Source organism: Caldichromatium japonicum (assembly GCF_011290485.1).
GTDB lineage: Bacteria > Pseudomonadota > Gammaproteobacteria > Chromatiales > Chromatiaceae > Thermochromatium > Thermochromatium japonicum.
Map to the genome: position 1 here is coordinate 1,401,338 of NZ_CP048029.1, position 22,555 is coordinate 1,423,892.

General features: G+C 58.2%; 26 protein-coding genes, 2 tRNA genes and 1 pseudogene. 16 read left to right on the forward strand and 13 right to left on the reverse strand.

The features are described 5' to 3' along the window. The first annotated feature begins 74 nt into the window (after window positions 1-74). The 5 genes from csrA to GWK36_RS06885 all read left to right on the forward strand — a co-directional run bounded on the left by csrA (window position 75) and on the right by GWK36_RS06885 (window position 2,511). On the forward strand, window positions 75-296 hold the full coding sequence (gene csrA / locus GWK36_RS06865) for a carbon storage regulator CsrA (RefSeq protein ID WP_166270514.1): 222 nt from the start codon (window positions 75-77) through the stop codon (window positions 294-296). Window positions 297-353: 57 nt separating this feature from the next. Beyond that, window positions 354-446: transfer RNA gene (locus GWK36_RS06870), tRNA-Ser, on the forward strand. Between the two features lie 32 nt (window positions 447-478). Then, a complete protein-coding gene (locus tag GWK36_RS06875; protein WP_166270515.1) occupies window positions 479-922 on the forward strand; it encodes a tetratricopeptide repeat protein in 444 nt (147 codons plus the stop codon). A gap of 90 nt (window positions 923-1,012) precedes the next feature. Continuing rightward, window positions 1,013-1,099: transfer RNA gene (locus GWK36_RS06880), tRNA-Leu, on the forward strand. Between the two features lie 128 nt (window positions 1,100-1,227). Beyond that, a complete protein-coding gene (locus GWK36_RS06885) occupies window positions 1,228-2,511 on the forward strand; it encodes an O-acetylhomoserine aminocarboxypropyltransferase/cysteine synthase family protein (protein WP_166270516.1) in 1,284 nt (427 codons plus the stop codon). 205 nt (window positions 2,512-2,716) lie between these two features. On the opposite strand, the gene GWK36_RS15655 is transcribed toward GWK36_RS06885, so the two are convergent. From GWK36_RS15655 to GWK36_RS06900, 3 genes are read right to left on the reverse strand one after another with little or no spacing between them, the layout of a single operon-like run. Next, window positions 2,717-2,839 (reverse strand): hypothetical protein, encoded by a 123-nt coding sequence (locus tag GWK36_RS15655; protein ID WP_281352062.1) that lies wholly within the window; start codon window positions 2,837-2,839, stop codon window positions 2,717-2,719. 31 nt (window positions 2,840-2,870) lie between these two features. Then, window positions 2,871-4,520, reverse strand: a complete 1,650-nt coding sequence (locus GWK36_RS06895; RefSeq protein WP_166270517.1) for an ArnT family glycosyltransferase — start codon at window positions 4,518-4,520, stop codon at window positions 2,871-2,873. After that, window positions 4,517-5,518 (reverse strand): glycosyltransferase family 2 protein, encoded by a 1,002-nt coding sequence (locus GWK36_RS06900; RefSeq protein ID WP_166270518.1) that lies wholly within the window; start codon window positions 5,516-5,518, stop codon window positions 4,517-4,519. The genes GWK36_RS06895 and GWK36_RS06900 overlap by 4 nt, the downstream gene beginning before the upstream one ends. A gap of 135 nt (window positions 5,519-5,653) precedes the next feature. Here GWK36_RS06900 and GWK36_RS06905 point away from each other — a divergent pair, with 135 nt between their 5' ends. Further along, window positions 5,654-7,507 carry a GGDEF domain-containing protein gene (locus tag GWK36_RS06905; protein ID WP_246237757.1) on the forward strand — a complete coding sequence of 618 codons (1,854 nt, stop codon included), beginning with the start codon at window positions 5,654-5,656 and terminating at the stop codon, window positions 7,505-7,507. On the opposite strand, the gene GWK36_RS06910 is transcribed toward GWK36_RS06905, so the two are convergent. The 3 genes from GWK36_RS06910 to GWK36_RS06920 all read right to left on the reverse strand — a co-directional run bounded on the left by GWK36_RS06910 (window position 7,492) and on the right by GWK36_RS06920 (window position 10,574). Further along, complete coding sequence (locus GWK36_RS06910; RefSeq protein WP_166270519.1) at window positions 7,492-8,016, reverse strand: arsenate reductase ArsC; 525 nt, start codon at window positions 8,014-8,016, stop codon at window positions 7,492-7,494. The two genes, GWK36_RS06905 and GWK36_RS06910, sit on opposite strands and share 16 nt — an antisense overlap. 123 nt (window positions 8,017-8,139) lie before the next feature. Beyond that, window positions 8,140-9,447, reverse strand: coding sequence for a diguanylate cyclase (locus GWK36_RS06915; protein ID WP_166270520.1), 1,308 nt, complete (start codon window positions 9,445-9,447; stop codon window positions 8,140-8,142). A gap of 5 nt (window positions 9,448-9,452) precedes the next feature. Further along, window positions 9,453-10,574 (reverse strand): DegT/DnrJ/EryC1/StrS family aminotransferase, encoded by a 1,122-nt coding sequence (locus tag GWK36_RS06920; protein ID WP_166270521.1) that lies wholly within the window; start codon window positions 10,572-10,574, stop codon window positions 9,453-9,455. 143 nt (window positions 10,575-10,717) lie between these two features. Between GWK36_RS06920 and GWK36_RS06925 the strand changes: the two genes are divergently transcribed. The 8 genes from GWK36_RS06925 to GWK36_RS06955 all read left to right on the forward strand — a co-directional run bounded on the left by GWK36_RS06925 (window position 10,718) and on the right by GWK36_RS06955 (window position 16,931). Further along, on the forward strand, window positions 10,718-11,611 hold the full coding sequence (locus GWK36_RS06925) for an META domain-containing protein (protein WP_166270522.1): 894 nt from the start codon (window positions 10,718-10,720) through the stop codon (window positions 11,609-11,611). Window positions 11,612-11,700: 89 nt separating this feature from the next. Then, window positions 11,701-11,844 (forward strand): hypothetical protein, encoded by a 144-nt coding sequence (locus GWK36_RS15345; RefSeq protein WP_246237809.1) that lies wholly within the window; start codon window positions 11,701-11,703, stop codon window positions 11,842-11,844. A 1-nt stretch (window position 11,845) separates the two neighbouring features. Then, the gene (lysA, locus tag GWK36_RS06930) at window positions 11,846-13,114 is read left to right on the forward strand and encodes a diaminopimelate decarboxylase (RefSeq protein ID WP_166270523.1); all 1,269 of its coding nucleotides are present in this window, start codon (window positions 11,846-11,848) and stop codon (window positions 13,112-13,114) included. Continuing rightward, entirely contained in the window at window positions 13,111-13,785 is a 675-nt protein-coding gene (locus tag GWK36_RS06935; RefSeq protein ID WP_166270524.1) for a class I SAM-dependent methyltransferase, read from the forward strand. The genes lysA and GWK36_RS06935 overlap by 4 nt, the downstream gene beginning before the upstream one ends. Continuing rightward, window positions 13,782-14,621, forward strand: a complete 840-nt coding sequence (gene dapF, locus GWK36_RS06940) for a diaminopimelate epimerase (RefSeq protein WP_166270525.1) — start codon at window positions 13,782-13,784, stop codon at window positions 14,619-14,621. Before GWK36_RS06935 ends, dapF begins: the two co-directional genes overlap by 4 nt. A 6-nt stretch (window positions 14,622-14,627) precedes the next feature. Beyond that, window positions 14,628-15,329, forward strand: coding sequence for a DUF484 family protein (locus GWK36_RS06945; protein WP_166270526.1), 702 nt, complete (start codon window positions 14,628-14,630; stop codon window positions 15,327-15,329). Then, entirely contained in the window at window positions 15,322-16,248 is a 927-nt protein-coding gene (gene xerC, locus GWK36_RS06950; protein ID WP_166270527.1) for a tyrosine recombinase XerC, read from the forward strand. The genes GWK36_RS06945 and xerC overlap by 8 nt, the downstream gene beginning before the upstream one ends. A 23-nt stretch (window positions 16,249-16,271) precedes the next feature. Next, on the forward strand, window positions 16,272-16,931 hold the full coding sequence (locus tag GWK36_RS06955) for a sulfotransferase family 2 domain-containing protein (protein ID WP_166270528.1): 660 nt from the start codon (window positions 16,272-16,274) through the stop codon (window positions 16,929-16,931). A gap of 21 nt (window positions 16,932-16,952) precedes the next feature. On the opposite strand, the gene GWK36_RS06960 is transcribed toward GWK36_RS06955, so the two are convergent. Then, window positions 16,953-18,335 (reverse strand): PP2C family protein-serine/threonine phosphatase, encoded by a 1,383-nt coding sequence (locus GWK36_RS06960; RefSeq protein WP_425482782.1) that lies wholly within the window; start codon window positions 18,333-18,335, stop codon window positions 16,953-16,955. On the opposite strand from GWK36_RS06960, the gene GWK36_RS06965 reads away from it, so the two are divergent. Then, window positions 18,305-19,198 (forward strand): IS630 family transposase, encoded by an 894-nt coding sequence (locus GWK36_RS06965; protein ID WP_425482794.1) that lies wholly within the window; start codon window positions 18,305-18,307, stop codon window positions 19,196-19,198. The two genes, GWK36_RS06960 and GWK36_RS06965, sit on opposite strands and share 31 nt — an antisense overlap. On the opposite strand, the gene GWK36_RS06970 is transcribed toward GWK36_RS06965, so the two are convergent. From GWK36_RS06970 to GWK36_RS15350, 6 genes are all read right to left on the reverse strand, one after another. After that, a complete protein-coding gene (locus GWK36_RS06970) occupies window positions 19,164-20,132 on the reverse strand; it encodes an MBL fold metallo-hydrolase (RefSeq protein WP_166270529.1) in 969 nt (322 codons plus the stop codon). The two genes, GWK36_RS06965 and GWK36_RS06970, sit on opposite strands and share 35 nt — an antisense overlap. Window positions 20,133-20,256: 124 nt before the next feature. Next, window positions 20,257-20,469 carry an EscU/YscU/HrcU family type III secretion system export apparatus switch protein gene (locus GWK36_RS06975; RefSeq protein WP_246237759.1) on the reverse strand — a complete coding sequence of 71 codons (213 nt, stop codon included), beginning with the start codon at window positions 20,467-20,469 and terminating at the stop codon, window positions 20,257-20,259. Window positions 20,470-20,477: 8 nt separating this feature from the next. Next, window positions 20,478-20,759 carry an EscU/YscU/HrcU family type III secretion system export apparatus switch protein gene (locus GWK36_RS06980; RefSeq protein WP_166270531.1) on the reverse strand — a complete coding sequence of 94 codons (282 nt, stop codon included), beginning with the start codon at window positions 20,757-20,759 and terminating at the stop codon, window positions 20,478-20,480. A 153-nt stretch (window positions 20,760-20,912) separates the two neighbouring features. Further along, window positions 20,913-21,290 carry an EscU/YscU/HrcU family type III secretion system export apparatus switch protein gene (locus tag GWK36_RS06985; protein ID WP_166270532.1) on the reverse strand — a complete coding sequence of 126 codons (378 nt, stop codon included), beginning with the start codon at window positions 21,288-21,290 and terminating at the stop codon, window positions 20,913-20,915. A gap of 13 nt (window positions 21,291-21,303) precedes the next feature. Further along, entirely contained in the window at window positions 21,304-21,519 is a 216-nt protein-coding gene (locus tag GWK36_RS15660) for a flagellar biosynthetic protein FliR (RefSeq protein WP_166270533.1), read from the reverse strand. Beyond that, entirely contained in the window at window positions 21,510-21,989 is a 480-nt protein-coding gene (locus GWK36_RS15350) for an EscT/YscT/HrcT family type III secretion system export apparatus protein (protein ID WP_166272525.1), read from the reverse strand. Before GWK36_RS15350 ends, GWK36_RS15660 begins: the two co-directional genes overlap by 10 nt. Between GWK36_RS15350 and GWK36_RS15355 the strand changes: the two are divergent. Continuing rightward, a pseudogene (locus GWK36_RS15355) lies at window positions 21,884-22,520 on the forward strand (winged helix-turn-helix domain-containing protein); the annotation flags it as partial. The gene GWK36_RS15350 and the pseudogene GWK36_RS15355 sit on opposite strands and share 106 nt — an antisense overlap. Window positions 22,521-22,555 lie beyond the last annotated feature (35 nt).

Below are 22,555 nucleotides of genomic sequence, written 5' to 3' on the forward strand. Positions count from 1 at the left end.
CGACGTGACCAGACCAATGGCTGATCGATGTTGTGTGCGGATTGAGATGCTTCTGCAAAGGGAGACTTTAAGCTATGTTGATTCTAACCCGTCGGGTAGGAGAAACGCTGATGATCGGTGACGAGGTGATGGTGACCGTTCTCGGCGTCAAAGGCAATCAGGTCCGGATTGGGGTCAACGCCCCCCGTGAAGTGGCGGTCCATCGCGAAGAGATCTATGAGCGTATCAAGCGCGAACAACAGAGTGGCGCAGCTCAGGAGCTGATACTCGTCAACCAGTCTGTCCAATACGATTAAAGACGTTTAAAATCGAGGCCAGAGATGCTAGCATATCTGGCCTGTTTCGGGATCTCCGGAGAGATGGCCGAGTGGCTGAAGGCGCTCCCCTGCTAAGGGAGTATAGGGTCAAAAGCTCTATCGAGGGTTCGAATCCCTCTCTCTCCGCCATTCTGTAGCTCATTCAGCCAGGCGATGCCGTGATGAGCAACAACCCTACCGCCTTTGATATTGATCTGGCAAGCGGGATTGCAGCCTTCGAGTCCAAGCAATTTACACGCGCTGCTCAGTTATTATCTCCGCTCGCCGAGCAGGGAAATGCCGAGGCCCAGTATCGTATGGCGATCATGGCGCAAAATGGCCTGGGCATGCATCCCAATCCCTTGATGGCATACAGCTATATGAAAAAGGCAGCGGAGGCCGGTTTAGGGTTGGCCCAGCATGGCCTCGCCTTCATGTATATGACAGGCGAGTGCGCTGAGCAAAATCCAGCTAAGGCCATCGAGTGGTTCAAAAAGGCTGCTGATCAGGGGATGGTCGGCTCCTTGACTACGCTCGCTATGATGTATGAACAGGGATATGGCGTTCCCCAGGACTTCGAAGAGGCACGCCGCCTATATCGGCTCGCTGGGTTCGACGACTGCTAAGATCTTAGCTGTTTCTGAGGTGAGGTCTCTGGTCTCGAATGGGCCTCTCCCATTTTTGCTGCAAAAAGCATACAATAAGTATCCTATATTGCCGGGGTGGCGAAATTGGTAGACGCATCAGACTCAAAATCTGACGGGGGCGACCCCATGCCGGTTCGAGTCCGGCTCCCGGTACCAACTATCAGCCGCTCATCTTCCTAAAGGGCTTGACCTTATACTCAAGGTCAAGCCTTTGATATTTTGGTCATCAGGGTAGGGCAGGGCGGCAGACTGATCTGCATCGCCGATTTGATTTCAATACAGCAATGAAGCTCGAAACTCTCCTCATCCACGCTGGTTTTGCCCCAGATCCCACGACCAAGGCGGTCGCCACCCCCATCTATCAGACGACTAGCTACGCCTTCGACGATACCCAACACGGTGCAGATCTGTTTGACCTCAAGGTCCCTGGCAATATCTACACCCGGATCATGAATCCGACCACCGAGGTCCTCGAAAAACGGGTGGCGGCATTGGAGGGCGGAGTCGGTGCCCTGGCGTTTGCCTCGGGGATGGCGGCGATCACCGCGGCTATCCTAACTATTGCCCAGGCCGGAGATAACCTCGTTGCAACCTCGACCCTGTACGGCGGGACCTATAATCTCTTCGCGCACACCCTCCGGCGCTTCGGCATCGAGGTCCGATTTATCCCGCCCAATGATCTTGGGGCGATAGCCGGCCAGATCGATGGGCGCACCAAAGCCATCTTTTGTGAGTCCATCGGTAACCCAGCGGGCAATATCGCTGATCTCACACCGTTGGCCGACCTCGCCCATGCCCATGGGCTTCCACTGATCGTCGATAATACCGTCCCCACACCGTATCTTTGCCGACCCTTCGAACATGGGGCCGATATTGTGATCCATGCCTTGACCAAGTATCTCGGCGGGCACGGTACCACCCTCGGCGGGATCTTGGTCGATTCTGGCCGTTTCCCTTGGTCCCAATACCCCGAGCGCTTTTCGCTGCTCAATGAGCCCGATGTCTCTTATCACGGCGTAGTCTATACCGAAGCGATGGGGCAGGCGGCCTATATCACCCGTGCCCGCGTGGTTCCCCTGCGCAACATGGGCGCAGCGATCTCGCCGTTTAACAGCTTTTTGATCCTGCAAGGGATCGAGACGCTTGCGGTACGTATGGACCGGCATTGTGACAATGCCCTGGCGGTCGCCAATTATCTCAAGGACCACCCGCGAGTCGCCTGGGTTCGTTATGCAGGCCTGCCCGATAGTCCGGATTATCCCTTAGTGCAGCGCTATATGGACGGCGGACGGGCGAGCTCCATCTTGTCATTTGGGATTAAAGGTGGGCGAGAGGCTGGTGCGCGTTTCATCGATGCGTTGAAGCTTGTGGTGCGTCTAGTCAATATCGGCGATGCCAAGACCTTGGCCTGTCATCCGGCGACCACGACCCACCGCCAGCTTTCGCGCGAAGAGCTGGCACGCGCCGGAGTCTCGGAGGACCTGGTTCGGCTGTCGATCGGGATCGAGCACATCAATGACATCGTTGCCGATCTCGACCAGGCGCTGGCGGCAGCAGCAGCGGGTTAAGTTTTAGAGATCGAGGGACTGAGCAGAGGGGTCGGTGCATTATAGATCTCATTTGACATAATATATATTATGCGAAATTTCCAACCCCCTACTGGCTGGCACAAGCAACTGCCGAACCACTTCGACAAGCGATTCAATGGGAGTAACTGACCCGCGGGAGCTCCCGGGCCCCCTGAGCGAAAAAGGTCTCTTTGACCTCTGGTCCCTAGGCGATCATGCGCAGGATACGCAGGGGGCGGCAGGCATCGTAGAGCAACCGGTTGACCCTGCGGATCCGTTCCTGTTCGCGTTCAAAGGCCGTGCTCAAGGTTCGATCTTCGATCTTCAATCTTCTATCTAGTTCTGCTCTCACCCAAAATTTAGGGTGCAGGGCGTGCCCATACCAATGCGACATGGGCATGGTGATAGACAAGACCGAGATTGAGTTCTGGGTGCTCACGCATAAGCTGTTCGAGCTTATCGACCCGCACCAAAGCCAATTCGCCCGACCTAGGCGCGCGATTTTGGGTGATGGCCTCACGATAGACACTGAAACTCGGTAGCGAGGTACGATAAGCCACTGCCGGAAGCCGGCTTTGTTTTGCGAGCAATCCTGCCTCTTTGACTGGTGCCTGAAGGGTTGACAACACCAAAGGCACCACGATCCCAAAGATCACAAGGGTTTGCACGATGCCTACTAAGATCAGCCGTTGCCACAGGAATAGTGCCGACCACCGAAACAAAAGGACAGTAAGGATCAAAGCACCTGATACAACCAGGCCATAGCCTAAATCGATACGATCGCGCGCCTCGGCATAGAGGATGGAGTCGTATGGTCTTTGCGCTAAAACCATACCAACATCAAGTATAAACGGCAGGATCAACAGTATACCGAAAAGGGTGAAAGGAGGAAGAAAAGCCAGCCAGCGATTGGTCAATGCAGCGCGATGCCGTGCCATCAGGATAAACAACGGGGTAGCGCCATAAAGCAGATAATGTGGGAGCTGTGTTCCAGAAAATGAAAAGAAAACAATAACAACTAAGAACCAAAGCCAAAGAAAGCGATCCAGTGGGTCCTGCCAAGCTGAGCGATGGCATTTAAACAGGCTGAGCATCCATCCGGTAAATGGAAGAAGGATGATCAGGAGTGCAATCAGATAATAGCCAGGAAAACCTCTATGTCCATGAATGACAGAGATAAAACGACCTATATTATGTTCAAGAAAAAAGCTTTTGAAAAAGCCGTCGCCATCATCAAGATAAATAGCCAGATACCAAGGGCCAGCGATTAGTATAAATATCAGCCAGCCTAATGGATCGAAGACCGCCCTACCCCATTCCTGTATCGCGAATAGGCTGTCTTTGGTCAAACGGATGCTGATAACGAAAAATGCGAAACTGATTAAAAACGGAAAAAAGACAGCAATAGGTCCCTTCGTTAGAAAACCAAGGCCCATCCAGAGATAGGCACGCAAGACAGTGAGCCGATGTGTTTTCCAATCTGGTTTTGACCAAAACCGATAGACCTCGAACAAGGTTAAAGCCAGGAAAAGATTGAGCAGGGCGTCGGCTACGGCCGATTTACCGATGAGAGAGACCTCGATACTCAGCGCGAGCGTCAGGCCTGCAAGGGTTGCAGTTTGAGCGTCTAGACGCTGACGGACAAAGATCCATACCGCCAAGACCCACAAGGTTGCAGCCAAGGCTGAGGGCAGACGCAAGGCAAACTCATTGAGGCCTAATAGACTTACCGATACAGCCTGTAACCAATAGATCAATATTGGTTTGTCATAGCGCGGCTCACCGTCGCGGTGCGGCGTGATGTAGTTACCGCTCTCTAGCATCTCACGGGTAGCCTCGGCGAAGGCCCCCTCATCGAGGTCATAGAGTGGGACTGCACCAAGTTGCCAGAAAAAACTCAAGGCAACAATCAGGATCAAAAACGCCGGAGAGGTCAGGATGCGGCTAATCCATAATCGCCAGCCGAATTCACTGGTTTCTACCAGCAGTAGATTCTCAACGGTTTTCATGGAGAAACCTTCCAGACCGCTGTTTTGGGATCGGATTGCCAGCGAATCCGGTGATGGGTCTTCGCACCCGCAGCAAATAGAGTCCGTGTCATCAACTCGGCGAGCACGCCCGTGGTAATGAATTGGATCGAAACGACGATGAATAGAATGGCGGTAAATAGCAACGGACGCTGACCGATGGGTTGGCCCATAATGAACTTGACGATGAGTAGGTGGGCCATCATCATCCCCCCGAGCAGGCCGAACACCAGACCAATGGAGCCAAAGAAATGCCCCGGGCGCGCACCAAAACGCAGAAAGAAAAAGGCAGATAAAAGATCAAGGACGACACGAAAGGTCCTCGAGATCCCATATTTGGATTGTCCAAAACGTCGCGGCTGATGTCTGACTTCGCTTTCGCCAATACGCTCAGGGGCTGTGACCCCTGCCACCCAAACCGGAATAAAGCGATGCATCTCGCCAAATAGCCGTATTTCCTTGATCACTGTGGACCGATAGATCTTCAGGCTGCATCCATAGTCGTGCAACTTCAAACCGGTGACCCAGCCGATCAGGAGGTTGGCAAGGCGCGAGGGGACCTTGCGCAACAAGAGATCATCCTGACGGTGTCGCCGCCAGCCCTGAAGCAGGTCGAGGTCGCGCGCGAGGAGTTCAGCGACGAGGCGCGGGATGTCGGCGGGGTCATTTTGTAGGTCGCCGTCCAGGGTGGCGATCAGCTCGCCACGGGCCGCATCGATACCTGCCTGCATTGCAGCGGTTTGGCCGAAATTGCGCCTTAACTGGATGATCCGCAAGTGGGGTCCATAGCACTCAGCAAGGGCTCGCAACCGCCTGCCGGTATCATCGCGACTGCCGTCATCAATACAGATCAGCTCCCAAGCACCTGGATAATTCGCCAGCCCTTCGTGAACCCGGGCCATGAGCGGTTCGAGGTTATCGGCCTCTTCATACAAAGGGATGACAACCGAGAGCGGTGGGTGTTGGGCGGGCGACGACATGGAGACAAGGCCGATCGACTGTTGATTGGAAAGCGCATCTAGCCGGTGATCATAAAGGGTTCATAGATATCTGATCTACTCTACTGGCTAAGCAGGGGCCCAGCCAAACTTCAGCCCAGCGGTGGGAGATGGATTATGTCGCTCAAGTTGATCAACAAACACAGTCAGGCCGTCAAGCTGCTGATGCGCGCCCGCAAAGTGCTGACCTATGCGTTGCAGCCCATCGTCAACATCCACACGGGGTCTGTCTTCGGATACGAGGCCTTGTTGCGCGGTTTCGAGCCGCTGGGCTTTACCAACGCTGCCGCTCTCCTCGCATGGGCTGCCGAGTTTGGACTTTCGGAGTCACTGGATGCCATGCTGAGCAGCTTGGCGATCGAACGCTTCATCAAGCAGGGCCAAGTCCAGCATTATCGGCTTTTTTTTAATCTCGATCCCCATTTCATCGACCCTGAACATGGGTTGCGCCTGCTCGACCGTCTATCAGAACATGGCTTGAAAGCCGAGCATCTGTGCATCGAGCTCTCCAAACAGCTTGACCTCTTCATACATCCCGATTGTATAGCAATGATCAAGGGTTACCGGCGTGTCGGTCTGCATATCGCCATCGATGACTTTGGAGATAGCTGCTCGGCGCTTAAACATCTCTACGAAGAGCCCCCTGATTACATCAAATTCGATCGCTTTTTCATTCAGGGGATCGACACCGACCGGCGCAAGCGCAACCTGCTTGCCAATGCCGTCCAGCTCGCTCACCAGCTCAATATTCGCACGATCGCCAAGGGTATCGAAACTGAGGGTGAGTTTTTGATTTGCCGCGAGATAGGCTGCGATCTGGCGCAAGGCTATCTCATCGCCGTACCCCAGATCAGTCCCAAGAATCTAGTCCAGCTTTATGAACATATCGCTATGCTTCATGAGCGTAATCAACGCAAACTATCTGGAGATCGAGGGCTGATCGAGACCTTTTTAGAACTGATCCCGCCTATCCATCTCAGCGATCAGATCACCAGACTGTTCGATGCCCTGCGACGCGACAAGCATCATCACATCGTCCCCGTGCTCGATAGTACTGATTACCCGGTCGGTCTCATCTATGAATCGGATATCAAGGACTATATCTATTCGAGCTATGGGCGCGATCTGATCGTCAATCCTGCCTTTGCCCGTGAGATTCGGGATTTTGTCCGGCCATGCCCCTGCATTGACATCCATAGCTCTATTGATCGGCTGCTGCAGGCTTATTCCTCCGCCGCCGATACGGCCGGTATGCTCATCACCTGCGATAGCCGCTATCATGGTTTCATTTCAGCTATGTCATTGTTGCGTCTGATCGAGCAAAAAAATTTGGCCGTTGCGCGCGATCAAAATCCCCTGACTAAGCTCCCAGGCAACAACCCCATCCATCGCTATGTCTCCCAGGCATTGGCAGAACGCGAGTATACTTGGCATCTCGCATATATGGATTTTGATAACTTCAAGGCATTTAATGACCACTACGGATTTCGGCGCGGCGATCGGGTCATTCAGCTGTTTGCTGAGCTATTACGCACAGGGCTTGAGTCGCATGGTTGGTTTATCGGTCATATCGGCGGGGACGATTTTTTTGCAGGTATCCGCGATACCGAGCTGACCGTTGTCCTGGAGCAGCTCAGCTGGTTGATTGAAAAGTTCAAAGCCGATGTGCAAAGCCTCTATGATGCAGAGGATCGCCAACGCGGTTATTTGTACGTTAAGGATCGTTATCGAGAATGGCGGGAGATACCGCTGATCCGTTGTAGTATGGCGCTTTTGGAGATCCGTCCAGGGGATGATTATAGCGATGGCGATACAATTGGGCGTACCATCGCCGAGCTTAAGCATGCTGCCAAGCAAAGCCCTTTGGGAATCGCCCTCAGGCGCAATCCAGAGGGGCCAGATCATCTGCTAACTGAAGCGGTTTCGCTCGCCATGTCATCAGAGGTACAGTCCGATTATCCACCAGGATGATCTGTCTTTGGTGTACGGATTTGACCAATTCGATCGAGCTCGCGTTGGAGTTTTAAGCGATCGATCGATGCCAGAGGCAGGGCAACGAAGATCTTGATCCGGTTTTCGAGCTCGCGGAAGGCGGTACGAAAGGCCATCATGCGGGTCACCTCATCGCCTTCGACCGCCGCAGGATCGGCGACTCCCCAATGTGCCGTCATCGGCTGGCCCGGCCAGACGGGGCACATCTCGCCCGCCGCCTTGTCGCAGACCGTAAAGACAAAATCCATGACCGGGGCATCTGGGCGCGCAAACTCGGACCAATCCTTGCTGCGCAAGCCCTCGGTTGGATAGTTGCTGCGGCGCAGGACCTCGAGCGCCAAGGGATGGACCTCACCCTTTGGATGACTGCCGGCGCTAAAACCCCGAAAGCGCCCCTGGCCCCAGCGATCGATGATTCGCTCGGCCATGATGCTGCGTGCCGAATTACCAGTGCAGATGAATAAAACATTATAAATAGGCTCAGACATGGGCATTTTCCGCAGATCGCTTGCTCAAAGACCGCCTAGTTCCAGGGACAGAACAGCGACTAAGCGACTATAGGCAGAGGACCATGCACGGTCAAATGAATAAATTGTTGCAAAAGCGCCGTTTCATGCCGCTGCCTGTTCGATCACAAAGCGATTTCTCCCCCCCTGTTTCGCCTGATACAGGCAAGCATCCGCGCGGTCGATCATGGCCTGCAGGCTATCAGCGAGATTCAGAGTCGCACCCAGGCTGATGGTCACCTGGATCTCAGTCCCTTCATGTGAGATGCGCGTTGCCTCCACTGCCGACCGTAATCGTTCGAGTACAATCTCAAGATCATTGGACTCCAATCCGGTCAGGAAAATACAGAACTCTTCTCCACCATAGCGTCCGATGAGATCCGACTGACGCACCCCGAAGGAGAGGATACGGGCCACCTCGCGGATCACTCGATCGCCGGCCAGATGGCCATAGTTATCATTGACCCGTTTGAAATGATCGATATCGAGGATCACTGTTGCGAGATTGATGTGGCGCCGTCTAGCGGCGGCATAAAGGGTTTCGCCGGCCTCGAAAAGATAGCGGCGGTTATACAGGCCAGTGAGATAATCGCGTACCGAGACATCGCGGATCGTGCGGATCAATTCGATCTGTTCGATGTTTTGGATGACCCGGCAATAAAATTCTTCGACCAGGAATGGTTTGTAAATGAAATCATTGGCACCGCTCTTAAGCAGACGCAATGATAGGTCCACTGAACTCTGTTCGGACAGGCCGATGATCGCCAGCTCGAAACGCGGATACAACTGGCGTAGCGCCGACACCAAGGCCAGGCCATCCATCTCGGGCATACAATAATCGGTGATCACCAGCTCGATGCCCGGATGGTCCTTAATGATGTCTAATGCCTCACGCCCATCCTTCGCCTCGAGGACCTGGAGGTGGTGTAGGTTCAAGAGCTTGGCAAGATAGGCGCGAAAGGCACGCGAATCATCGACCACGAGGACCCGAACGTGGCGATTATGATCGATGCGCCGGACCAGGGTTGCGACCTGATCGATCTCATGCGGGCTATTTTTCAGCAGATAATCGACCACCTCCTTGCTGAGCATCCGCTTGCGGGTCGCCTCGTCATAATCAGCGGTCAGGACGATCGCGGGGATGCCGTACGACTGGACTAGATCGACCGCCTCGCCATCGCTGGCGTCAGGCAGGTTGAGATCGACGATGGCCACAAAAAAGCGCTCGGGGTGCTCGGCTAGGAGCGCGCGGGTCGCGGCCAGAGAATCAGCGGTCTCGGACTGGACCCCGGCGATGTCCTCGCAGCGGGCGCGCAGCAGGCCACTGATGGCGTGGCTATCGTCGATCAGGAGCACGCGATCGCCTAGCCTTGGGCTCGACGAGCACGATTCAGGACGCTGCTCTAGGTTCATACACCTCATCCCCTTGCTGCTTGCATCACGGCGATGACGATCCGCTCCTGGGTCGCTTCGTCCAGATAGGGATGCATCGGCAGGCTCAATACCCGTTGAGCGACCGCTGTGCTCACTGGGTGATCCCCTTGGGCCAGGCCGCTGAAGACCGGCTGTTCAGGAAGCGGCAGAGGGTAATGGACAGCGGTCGGGATACCCTGCTGGGCGAGCCTGGCTGCGACCTCATCGCGCTCCTCGACCTGAATCGTATATTGGGCATAGACCGACTGGTTGTGCGGATGGACATGGGGCGTGAGCAGAGGCGCTCCCCCGACATCGCTCCCGACCACACCGTGCGCCTGAAAGAGCTCCGTATAACGGGCGCCGATGCGCGCGCGTGCCGCGATCTCCTCGGGGAAGACCGCAAGCTTGGCAAGCAGAACGGCCGCCTGCAGGGTATCGAGCCGCCCGTTGAGACCGAGCCGGCGGTGGTGATAGCGCCGGTCCTGACCGTGATCGCGGATCTCGCGTATCGCCTGGGCGAGGCGGTCATCGTTTGTGAAACAGGCCCCCCCATCGCCGTAGGCCCCCAGGGGTTTGGAGGGAAAAAATGAGGTACAGCCGATGGCTGACAGGGCGCATGAGCGCCGACCGCGATACAGGGCCCCGAAGCTTTGGGCCGCATCCTCGATCACCGCGATCCCGTGGCGGGCAGCGATGGCGTTGATGGTATCCATCTCGGCGCATTGTCCATAGAGCGACACGGGGATGATAGCGCGGGTGCGACTGGTGATGGCTGTCTCAAGTTTGTTTGGATCGAGGGTATAGGCGACGGGATCGATATCGACGAAGACCGGGCGCGCACCCAAGAGGGCGATCGTCTCGGCGGTGGCGATGAAGCTAAAGGCAGGGGTGATCACCTCGTCGCCGCGTCCGATCTCCAAGGCGAGCATCGCGATCAAGAGGGCATCAGTGCCGCTCGCCACCCCAATGCAATGGCGCACGCCGACGAACTCGGCCAGACGCTCCTCTAGCTCGCGGACCTCGGGGCCGAGGATAAATTGACCATGATCGAGTACTGCATCGATGCGTGCGCGCAAATCCTGTGCGATATGCGCATATTGGGTCTTGAGGTCGATGAATCGCATGCTGTCTCGCTTGCCAAGGTCGCCCGTATCTCATGATTATCCAGTAACCTGGACAGCGATTGCATCCCCTGTCCGCTCAATAGAGAATCGAACTGCGACCTGACCCTCATTTTTACAACAGCGCTGAGCGCGAGGCTCACAGAATGTCCACCGATCACCGCCGGCATCACCCCTTGATTCTAACCCTCGCCTGCATCTGGCCCCTCTTCTGTCAGGCCCAGACAGAGATGACCCAGCCCCCCGCTGTGGGCGCTATCCCCGCCCCTACCCCTTTTGAGGATATGGATTGGCACCTGACGACCTACTGGGATGGCTCCAAGACCGTGGAGCTCCAAGCTAGAGGACGCCCATCCATCTTCCGCTTTAGCGAAGGTCGGCTTTCAGGCAACACCGGGTGCAATCAGATCCAAGGAGGCTATCAGATCGAGTCAGATCTCTTCCGTTTGGCATCCGGGCTGGCAGCAACGCGCATGGCCTGTCCAGAACCACTGATGCAGCAGGAATCTGCGGTCATCCACAATCTGCAAGACGTTGCCCGTTACCGCCTCGCAGGTGGGCGCCTAGAACTGATGAATAAAGCTGGACGGGTCTTGCTGAGTTTTACGCCCCTCGCCGTCGATACCGGCCCCCAGGCCCTAACGGGTCGTGCCTGGCGCGTCGAGGGCTATGTCGATGGTCAGGGAACTCTGGTCAAACCCCTCGCTGCGATCGACCTCAGCTTTGACCCACAGGGGAGAATCAGCGGCTTCGACGGGTGCAACCATTATCTCAGCGGTTTTGTCCGCTCTGGACATGTCCTAAGCCTTGGCCCCGTTGCCCTGACTGCCATGGCCTGTACCTCGGGACTGGAGCGCGAGCGCCAAGCCCGGGCATACCGCGCCGCCCTCGCCCGAGTGCAGGCCTACCGGATCACCGGTGATCGGCTGCTCCTCCTCGACGCCTCTAACCATCCCGTCATCGAATTGCGTGCCCTTGATCCGCCTGGCCCTAAGCTCAGGGTCCAGATGCGTTGGCCATCCCCAAGCCGATATACTTAAGCCGGTGAGTGCAACTGGAGCTTCACGAGATGCGCTGCTGGGCCGATAGGGTGTTATTGACCTTGGTTGTCCTATGTGGGATGGGCGTCATGCTCGATGCCTGCGGACAAAAGGGTGAGCTCTACCGCCCCGAGCCTCCTGCCCCCCCGCGCGCTGCCGAGCTATCGAGCCCAGGTCAGACGATGCCCCATACCCCGATGGATCAAGGTTTACATCAAGACAGGTCTCGCTAAGGTGGATTACTTCAACAACCGCAATGGGATACTCTATGCGGAAGGTATCCCGCTCACCGAGATCGCCGAGCGTTTCGGCACCCCTTGTTATGTCTATTCTCGTGCGACCCTCGAGTGGCACTGGCGGGCCTTCGACCGCGCCTTTCGCGATCATCCGCATCTCATCTGCTTTTCGGTCAAGTCCAATGCAAACCTGGCGGTGCTCAATGTCCTGGCGCGTCTGGGGTCCGGGTTCGACATCGTCTCGGTCGGGGAGCTCGAGCGGGTGCTCGCCGCTGGCGGTGACCCTGCCAAGGTCGTCTTTTCCGGCGTAGGGAAACGCACCGACGAGGTCCAGCGAGCGCTGCAAGCAGGTATTCGCTGCTTCAACGTCGAATCCGAGTCTGAGCTGGTGCGTATCGACCGGATCGCAGATAAGCTCGGGGTCAAGGCCCCGATCGCCTTGCGGGTCAATCCCAACGTCGATCCCCAAACCCATCCCTATATCGCCACTGGGCTCAAAGAGAACAAGTTTGGGCTACCCATCGAAGAGGCCGAGGACCTCTACGCCTTGGCCGCGGCCATGCCAAACCTGGAGGTCGTCGGGATCGACTGTCATATCGGCTCACAGTTGACCGATCTCGCCCCCTTCATCGAGGCCGCTGAGCGGGTCTTGGCCCTTGCCGAGCGCCTGGAGAGCCAGGGGATCTATATCCGCGACCTGGACCTCGGCGGCGGGTTGGGGATCCGCTATCGTGACGAACATCCGCCGGAGCCCGCGGCCTATGCCGCCTCCTTGAGCCACCTGCTCAGCCGACGGCCCTATACCGTCATCCTCGAGCCTGGGCGCGCCATTGCCGGCAACGCTGGGGTGTTGCTGACTCGGGTCGAGTATCTCAAACACGGCTCGCATAAACATTTCGCGATCCTCGATGCCGCGATGAATGACCTCATACGTCCCGCGCTCTATCAGGCCCAGCAAGAGATCATGCGGGTTGTCCAAGAGACCGATGCCGAACTGATACGCTACGACCTCGTTGGCCCCATCTGCGAGACGGCGGATCTTCTCGGCAGGGATCGTTACCTGGCCCTCGAGGAGGGAGACCTGCTTGCCATCCGTGGCGCCGGCGCCTATGGCTTTAGCATGAGCTCGAACTATAACAGCCGCCCGCGCGCCGCCGAGGTCATGGTCGATGGCGACAAGGCCTATCTGGTCCGCGCGCGCGAGTCGCTCCCGGAGCTCTATGCCCACGAGCACCTCTTGCCTGCCGAACCACCCCAAGGCCTATGAAACGCCGACCCGAACCCGAAGAGCTAATGGAAGGCGAAGATCAGGCCCGGGCCTATGCCGAGGCCGACTTCACCGAGTCCAATACACTGTTCATTCGGCTGTTACAGCAGTTGGTGTCCGATACCCACAGACCTCTTGCAGCTCTTGATCTCGGCTGCGGGCCTGCTGACATCGTCATCCGTTTCTTGCGTGCCTATCCCAACGCCCGCTGCGCTGCCCTCGATGGATCAAAGGCAATGCTCAAGCTCGCTGCCCAGGCCCTCTCTGCCCACCCTGAGCTTGTAGAACGGGCGCAGTTGATCCAGGATTGCATCCCCTCCGAGCGCCTGCCGCGCGCACATTATGACCTGGTCTTATCTAATAGCCTACTCCATCACCTGCCCGATCCCCAGGTGCTCTGGGAGACGGTCCGCTCTGCGGCCAAACCAGGCGCACCGGTCCTCATCATGGACCTCATGCGCTCCGCATCCCCTGGATGGGTCGAGACCCTAGTCGAGACCTATGCCGGCTCCGAGCCAGAGGTCCTCAAGCGCGACTTTCGCAATTCGCTCTATGCCGCCTTCGAGCCCGCCGAGGTCAGCGCCCAGCTTCAAACCGCCGGGCTCGAGTGCCTGGAGGTCGCTGTCGTCAGCGACCGGCATCTCGCGGTCATGGGGTATCTGCCGACATGAGGCTGCGTTTCACCAAGATGCACGGACTGGGCAACGACTTTGTCGTGCTCGATGGGGTGCGCCAGCGCATCGCGCTTGATGCCGCCCTCATCCGGCGTCTCGCCGATCGGCGCTTCGGGATCGGTTGCGATCAGGTCCTGTTAGTCGAGCCCCCTCGCCTACCGGGAACGGATTTCCATTACCGTATCTTCAATGCCAATGGCAGCGAGGTCGAACAATGCGGCAATGGGGCGCGCTGCTTCGCCCGCTTTGTCCGCGATCAGGGCTTAAGTACCCAAGACGAAATCCTTGTCAGCACCGCGGCAGGGGTCATCCGCCTGTATCTGGAGGAAGATGACCAGGTGCGGGTCAACATGGGCATCCCGACCTTCGAACCCGCTAAGATCCCCTTCCTTGCAGACGCCCCAGCCCTGACCCATGCCTTGGAGGTCGCAGGTCAGACCCTGCATCTGAGCGCCCTCTCCTTGGGCAACCCCCATGCGGTCATCCTGGTCGAGGACATCGATACCGCACCGGTCGCTGAGCTTGGGCCATTGCTCGAGCGTCACCCGCGGTTCCCCAAGCGGGTCAACGTCGGCTTCATGCAGGTTATATCCCTCGATGCCGTCCGCTTGAGGGTCTATGAGCGCGGGGTCGGCGAGACCCTCGCCTGCGGCAGCGGCGCCTGCGCGGCGGCGGTCAGCGGACAGCGCCTGGGTCTACTCGGCCCGAGCGTTCGAGTCAGCCTGCCGGGCGGGGACCTGCGGATCGAGTGGCAGGGCGAGGGACGGCCGGTCTGGATGAGCGGTCCTGCCGAGCGGGTCTTTGTCGGCGAGATTGAGATTGCTGAGGAGTAGTGGATCATGAGCGAACGCGCTAGAGAGGATCGCGCGGACGGAGCGGAAGATGAGCGCCAGGTTGCAATCTACCTGATCGCCAATCCGGATTTTCTAGTCCGTCATCCCGAGGTGCTCGCTGTCATCGACGTGCCTCACCGGCTCCCGCCCGGTGTGTGCTCACTGGTCGAATATCAGGTCCAGCGCCTGCGCCGTCAGCTCACCGCCGAGCGCAAGCGTCTGGCGCATCTCATCGCCCGCGCCCGCGAGTATGAGGCGTTCGTCAACCGGCTGCATGCCCTGACCCTTAAGCTGCTGGCCATCGACCAATCTGAACAGCTCTGCCATCTCTTACGCGAGACCCTGATGCGGACATTCCGCGCCGACGCCATCCTGCTCAAGCTCTTTCCCTGTCAGCGACCGAATACCACCATCTCAGACCCCCTGGCCGTGTCATTCAGGGATTTTATCGATCGGCGCCGCGCCCTCTGTGGCCCTTTGAACGGCAAGCAGGCGCAAACCCTGTTCGGTGAGGCCGGATCGGTCATTCAATCCGCGGCCATTATCCCTCTCCAGACCGATGAGCACTGGGGGGTAATCGCCATCGGCAATACCGATCCAGAGTGTTTCAGCCCCGAGATGGACACCGAGATCTTCGACCGTCTGGGCGAACTGCTCAGCCAAAAGCTGAGATCCCTTCCCTTCGGTCAATGTGAAGGCCATGTCTAACTCCGCGCTTTTGAGCCTTGCCCGCTTTCTCGACCACCTGGCCCATGAGCGGCGCCTTTCGGCCCACACGGTCGCCGCCTACCGACGGGATCTCAGCCAGATTGCCCGCTGGCTCGACCGACAGGTCCGCGGTCCACTTGAGCGGATCGACGAAGCGGGGATTCGCAGTTATCTGGCATGGCGGCATCGCCAGGGGCTCAGCGCCAAGACGCTCCAGCGCGAGCTGTCGAGCCTGCGCACCTTTTTTCGCTGGTTATTACGTGAAGAGCAGGCCGAGGCCAATCCCGCCGTCGGGGTGCGCGCCCCTAAGTCACCCCGTTTGCTGCCGAAGGTCTTCGATGCCGATCGGCTCGGGGCACTGCTCGATCAGCCGGCGGATGAGCCGCTCGCCATCCGCGACAGTGCGATGGTCGAGCTGTTTTATTCCTCTGGGTTGCGTCTCTCTGAGCTGGTGGGCTTGAACCTCGACGATCTCGACATCCAAGCGGGCGAAGTCAGGGTCCTGGGCAAGGGAAACAAGGAGCGACTGGTGCCGGTCGGTAGCAAGGCATGCGTGGCGATCAGGCGCTGGCTCGAGATACGCCCAAGCCTCGCGTCCTCGACTGAGCCGGCGCTCTTTGTCAGCCAGCGCGGTCGGCGCATCCATCCGCGTACGGTGGAACAGCGCCTCGCATGCTGGGCGATCGAACGCGGTGCCGACCAGCACCTACACCCGCATCTCTTGCGACACAGCTTTGCCTCCCATTTCCTAGAGTCGTCTGGCGATCTGCGTGCCGTCCAAGAGCTGTTGGGTCATGCAGGGATCGGCACCACCCAGATCTATACCCATCTGGACTTCCAGCACCTTGCCCAGATCTATGATCAGGCGCATCCCAGGGCGCGCAAGAAAGGAACCCCTGATCTGGACGATCCTGCTTGAGCTAAGCCAGCCGGACCTTAAAGATGCTTCTGTCGCATCGCTATCGTTTTCTCTTTGTCCATATCGCCAAGACCGGCGGGACCAGCGTGCGCGCGGCCCTCAAACCCCTGCTTTGGCGCGACCCCTGGTATTACCCGATGTGGCTGTGCGGGCGGTTGAATCATCTGACGGGTCATCGGTTGGGGATGAAGCTTCCGCGCCATGCCAAGGTCATCCTGGCGCAAGAGCTCTTACCCCGGGAATATTTCGAGGGTCTCTTTAAGTTCGCCTTCGTCCGCAATCCCTGGGATCTCCAGGTAAGTTCCTTTCATCACATCCGCCGCGAACGCCCGCACTATCTCGGCGGACATACAGACTTTGCCGACTTTTTGCGTTGGAAGCTCGACCCCGACCGCCCCTACCAATATCACCTGGACACCTCTATCACCCCACAGAGTGACTATCTGGTTGACCTCGAGGGGCGGGTCATTGTCGATGACATCGGACGCTATGAGCGACTGGAGGAGGATTTCGCAGGGATCTGCAAACGGATCGGAATCAGACCCCTTCCTCTCCCACATCGCCGCCGAGCCCAGGACCGCAAACGCGATTGGCGTACCTATTACACGGATGAAACCGCTGAACTCGTCGCGCGCCACTTCGCCCGCGACATCGAGCTGTTTGGTTACCATTTCGATCCCTGATGCCCATGGCCAGCGCCCGATTCAATGCGCTGAAGACGCATCGCTGGGGCCTATCTCTGTGCGAACAGGTGCCATATAGCCCCGATATTCGATGGCCAACAGGGTCATGTCATCGGCTTGGGGCGCAGCGCCGACAAAGGTGACAACCTGGCCGAGCACCCCCGCGAGCAAACCGCCAAGCTCTTGTCTGGGGGATGACTCCAGGGCAGCGAGCAAGCGCGCTTCCCTAAATAACTCATCCTGCCCGTTTTTGGCTTCGGTGAGGCCATCGGTATAGAGCACCAGCCGCTCGCCGGGCAGCAAGTTCGCCCGATCCGATCTGTAACACACCCCATCCATGACCCCGAGTAGCACCTGCGGCTGGGATTTGACCCATCTTGCCCGCCCATCCGTGCCGAGCAGGATCGGTGGGTTGTGCCCAGCATTGGTATAGATCAGCTCGCCCGAGCGGGTATCGAGCACCCCGCAGAACACAGTAATGAACATATTGCTCGGATTGTCGGCGGCAAGCTCAGCATTGACCTCGGTAAGGATCGCTGCGGGATCGAAGCGGTCATGCGCCTTCGCCTTGATCAGGGACTTGGTGGCGACCGCAAAGAGCGCCGAGGGCACCCCCTTGCCCGAGACATCAGCGATCACAAGATACAGCCGGTCGGCAGCGAGCATAAAGAAATCATAGAAATCACCGCTGACCTCGCGCGCGGGGACAAGGGTAGCGCAGAGCGCGAACGTCCGCTGCGCCTCTAGCGGCAAGGGCCGGGGGAGAATCGACATCTGGATGTCGCGCGCGATCCTCAGCTCACTTTCGAGACGTTCCTTAGCCGCAGTCGCAGCCTGAAGCTGGTCGATATACTGGCGCAGGGCAGACTGCATGGCAGCGAACGAGTCGGTCAATAAGCCGACCTCATCGCCCCTGTTAAGCGTGGGCAAGGGGACATCGAGCGCACCCTGAGCAATCCGCTCGTTCGCCTGGGCCAGGGCGCACAGCGGACGGCTGATGGAACTCCCGATCAACAAGACGATCGGCAGCGCCGCCAGCAGGCCGATCCCGCCGATGGTGGCAGCCTCCAGCGTCAGGCGGTTGAGATCGTCGAAGAGCTTCTCCTCGGGGAAGACGATGGCGATCGTCCAATCCGAAGAGCGGATCGGCGCATAATAGACATAGGTTTTCCCCCATTTATCTGCAGCGTCCCCAAAATATTGATAAGAAACACATGCTTTTGAAATTGAGTGAGCTGTCCAGATGTCGTGGGCATGGAAAGACGAGACATGAGATTGCTGTCGTTTGCGGCGCGCGAAGAGCGGCGGCGTAGCTGGAGGTATGAAGCGATAGGCGCGCAGAGGGGATTGTTGGGCGCAGGGGTGTTCGACATCTGCAAAGGCTATGGGCGCGAAGGGGCCCAAGGGCTCAAGGAAAGGTGGGTGAGAAGCGGGCGCTGTTGGCGGAGCAGGACGCCCAGATACGCAAGCTCATGTGCGACGGGACACCGGATGAGCTGAAGCTGCCGTTTGCGCTGTGGAGCCGGCAGGCGGTGCGGCAGTTGATCCTCGACCGTTTTGGCATCGAGCTCAGGCCGCAGGGGGAAGGCAAGTACTTGGCGCGCTGGGGATTGACGCCCCAGAAACCGATTCGGCGCGCCTATGAGCAAAGCCCGCCGGCGGGCAAGACGTGGCTTGAGGAGACCTACCCGGACATTGCCCGGCGCGCCAAGGCCGAGGGCGCCGAAATCCACTGGGGCGATGAAACGGGGCTGCGCTCGGACGAGGTGCGCGGGCGCTCTTATGCGCCGGCGATCAAGACGCCCGAGATTCGCGTCACGCACCGTCGCGAAGGCCTGTCGGTGATCTCGACGCTGACCAACCGCGGCAAGGTGCGTCGGAAGGCGTTCGCGGGGGCGATGAACGCCGACATCCTGATCGACTTCATGAAGCGGCTCGTCAAGGACGCCAGGGGCAAGAAGATCTTCCTCATCCTCGACAACCTGCGCGTGCATCACACCAAGCCGGTCAAGGCCTGGCTGGCTGCATGCGCCAATCAAATCGAGGCCTCCTCCCTCCCCTCCTACAGCCCAGCACTGAACCCCAACGAGATGCTCAAGGCCACCATCACCGCGCAGGCGCCCTCCCGCGCCAAGGGCGATCTGAAGAAGGCGACCGTCAGCCACCTGCGCCGCCTTCTCAATTCCCCCCAACGCATCATGCGCTACTTCCAGCATCTTCATTGGTTTCGGATCAATAAACTGCCGCCCGCTTGGCCCGTCGCTTGAGCCAGACCTCTAAACCTTGGGCATTGAGCTCAATATCGACCCTGAGCAGCTCTAGGGCCTCGTCTTCGGCTAGGGCCAGGCCATGCGAGCGTATTGCAGCGAGCAAATGATTGCGCACGGCCTCCTTGAGCCGCGCCTCCCGCCTCGCTTCGGGTTGAGACGCTTCGCGCAAGGCAAGTTGAGCCAAGGCCGCGATGCTTTCGCATAGATCGTCGACCCATTCGGCAGGCCGGTTGATGCGTCCATAATGGGTGAGATACATCGCCGCCGGCTGGTGACCCATAAGTTTATCGAGGCTTGCAAGCCAAGCATCCGGGTCGAAGGCCACCGGCGTCGTCGGGGCAAAAAGCCAAGGGCCCTCGGTGGTGTGAAATGCCTGATAGGCGATCCCGAAGGTATCGCCGCTGAAAATGCCCCGCGTATCCTCGTCTAAAAAACAGCCATGGTGATTGGCGTGGCCCGGGGTGTCGATGAAGGTCAAGTGGCGCCCGGCGAGGTCAAAGGTCTGACCGTCGTTGGCAGCGATGACCCGTTCTGCGGGGATGGGAAGCGGCTGGCCGAAGACCTCGCGAAATGGCTCCTCGCCATAGACCGCGCTCGCGCCGGCAATGAGCTTGGCCGGATCGATCAGATGCGCTGCCCCCTTGGGATGGACCACCAGGCGTGCCCGCGGACAGGCGGCCATGAGGTGCCCGGCCGCCCCAGCATGATCGAGATGGACGTGGGTGGGCATGACATAGGCAACCTGCTCGGCGTCTAGACCTAAAAGGTTGAGCGCCTCGAGCAGCTGACTGATGGCCTGAGCAGGGCCGGTGTCGATGAAGGCGAGCTCTTCGCCCGAGCGGATCAGATAAGCCGCCGCGAGACCGGGGCGGTAGAGCCCTGTCTCGATACAATATATCCCTTCGGCGATCTCTTGGACCAATTGCGACATGCGTCTGACTCCTGCTGGCAGAAAAGTGTTTCACGACGATGGTTCGAACTGCTCCACCCAGCGCAAGACATCGGTCACCGCTTCGATCAGTTCGACGGGGATATATTGATCGACCTGGGATTGCTCATGAAGCGCGCGCCAGCGGGACGTTCTCCATCACTGGGATACCTTCAGCGCGGGCTAGGTTGATGATGTATTCGGCCATGAGGTTTTCGCCCTTGGCGCGCACGATCGGCAGGGGGATCTCGCCCTCGCGATATTCGAGGGCGATAACGATGCGCGTAGGATTGGTGACGACTACGGTCGAACGTTTGACAGCACTTGCGGTCTGCTGCATCAGCAATTCTATATGCAATTGCCGGTGCTTGCCCTTGATCGGCGGGTCCGCGGATCGCCTTCCATCTCCTTGTATTTTTGCTTGATCTCCTGCTTGGTCATGCGCATTTCCTTCATGAACTGAAAGCGCTGAAAGACGAAGTCAGCGACAGCGATGATGATAAAGCCTAGGCTGGCCAAAAGCATGAGATCGAACAATAGGCGCCACAACAACGGCGAGATACAACCCAGGCCGCAGTGTGGGAGCCTGACGAGATTGGGCAGATGATCGCGGATGAGCTGATATAACAAAATCCCTAAGAACGCGATCTTAACAGGCCGTTGAAAAACTACTGCGGTGGGCCATCTGCGGCGTTGCGCGGTGTTGGCTTCGGCCGCTGCGCTTAACATCGGCTGCGCCGATGTTAGCCTCCGCCGAAACCTGGTTTTCGCTCCCTCGCCTATCTACTTGATATGTGGTTTCGGCATAACATTCGCTTCGCTCATGTAAGCCTTCACCGAAACATCGCCTACGGCTCGTTTTCTCGGTCGCTGCGCTCCGGGCGCCTTGCATCTGGCTATCCTCGCGACGTTTTTCAACGGCCTGTTAAGGAGAGATTTGAGGAGTTCGATTAGATTTTTTAATAGTTCGATTAGATTTTTTAATGAAAAGATCTTTTTGATCGCCTTGCCGGGACTGATCTTGTCCAGCTTAAGCATGAGCGGCGCGAAGGTGAGCAAAAAACCAAACTGTCCGACATGGGCGGCGATCCCGATCAAGACCGCTAGAGCCAACGGCGGTGCGATCATCTGTAAGACCAAAACCCCCGCACCATCCAACATCTGCTCCAGGGCATCAGCAAAGGACAGGTATGAGCCGATGAAGAGAGTCGGCAGGAGGATCAGCTCCTGGAAGCGTCAGTAGGATCAACATCCCGACGCCGCTCTTTACCGGCATTGCCAGCACAAAGACATTCATCTGCGGGGCAAAGCGGCTGATCATGGCCAAGGCAAACTCGGACAAGAACATGGCGATGATCACCGGCGCGGCCAGTAGCACCGTCAGCGCCATGAGATGATCGAGTAGAGCAAACAGCCAGGGAATGGCTGCGGGTTCGAGGTGCAGATAAAAAGAGAATAGTGGGAGTGGCCCAGGCGATAGCTCTCATAGAGCGCGCTTAAAAAGACCACCGCCCCGCCGCCGACGAAGAGCGGCGAGGTCTGCACGCCGGTCATGGAATCGATCGAGCTCGCCATGGTGGTGCCGCGCTGGTTGTCGATGAAATACCCTACCCCATCGGCGATCCAGAAGGGGATGGCGGCAGAAAACCCGAGCATCAGCCCGATGAAGACCTCTTTGCCGAGTAGCGCCAATGCTTTATTGATTAAGAAACACATGCTTTTGAAATTGAGTGAGCTGTCCTGATGTCGTGGGCATGGAAAGACGAGACATGAGATTGCTGTCGTTTGCGGCGCGCGAAGAGCGGCGGCGTGGCTGGACGTATGAAGCGATAGGCGCGCAGAGGGGATTGTTGGGCGCAGGGGTGTTCGACATCTGCAAAGGCTATGGGCGCGAAGGGGCCCAAGGACAAGGGGGGTAGGCGCAAGGTGGGTGAGAAGCGGGCGCTGTTGGCGGAGCAGGACGCCCAGATACGCAAGCTCATGTGCGACGGGACACCGGATCAGCTGAAGCTGCCGTTTGCGCTGTGGAGCCGGCAGGCGGTGCGGCAGTTGATCCTCGGCTGTTTTGGCATCGAGCTCAGGCCGCAGGGGGAGGGCAAATACATGGCGCGCTGGGGATTGACGCCCCAGAAACCGATTCGGCGCGCCTATGAGCAAAGCCCGCCGGCGGGCAAGACGTGGCTTGAGGAGATCTACCCGGACATTGCCCGGCGCGCCAAGGCCGAGGGCGCCGAAATCCACTGGGGCGATGAAACGGGGCTGCGCTCGGACGAGGTGCGCGGGCGCTCTTATGCGCCGGCGATCAAGACGCCCGAGATTCGCGTCACGCACCGTCGCGAAGGCCTGTCGGTGATCTCGACGCTGACCAACCGCGGCAAGGTGCGTAAGCGTACAAATACAGCAGCGGACAGAATATTCTGCCGGCT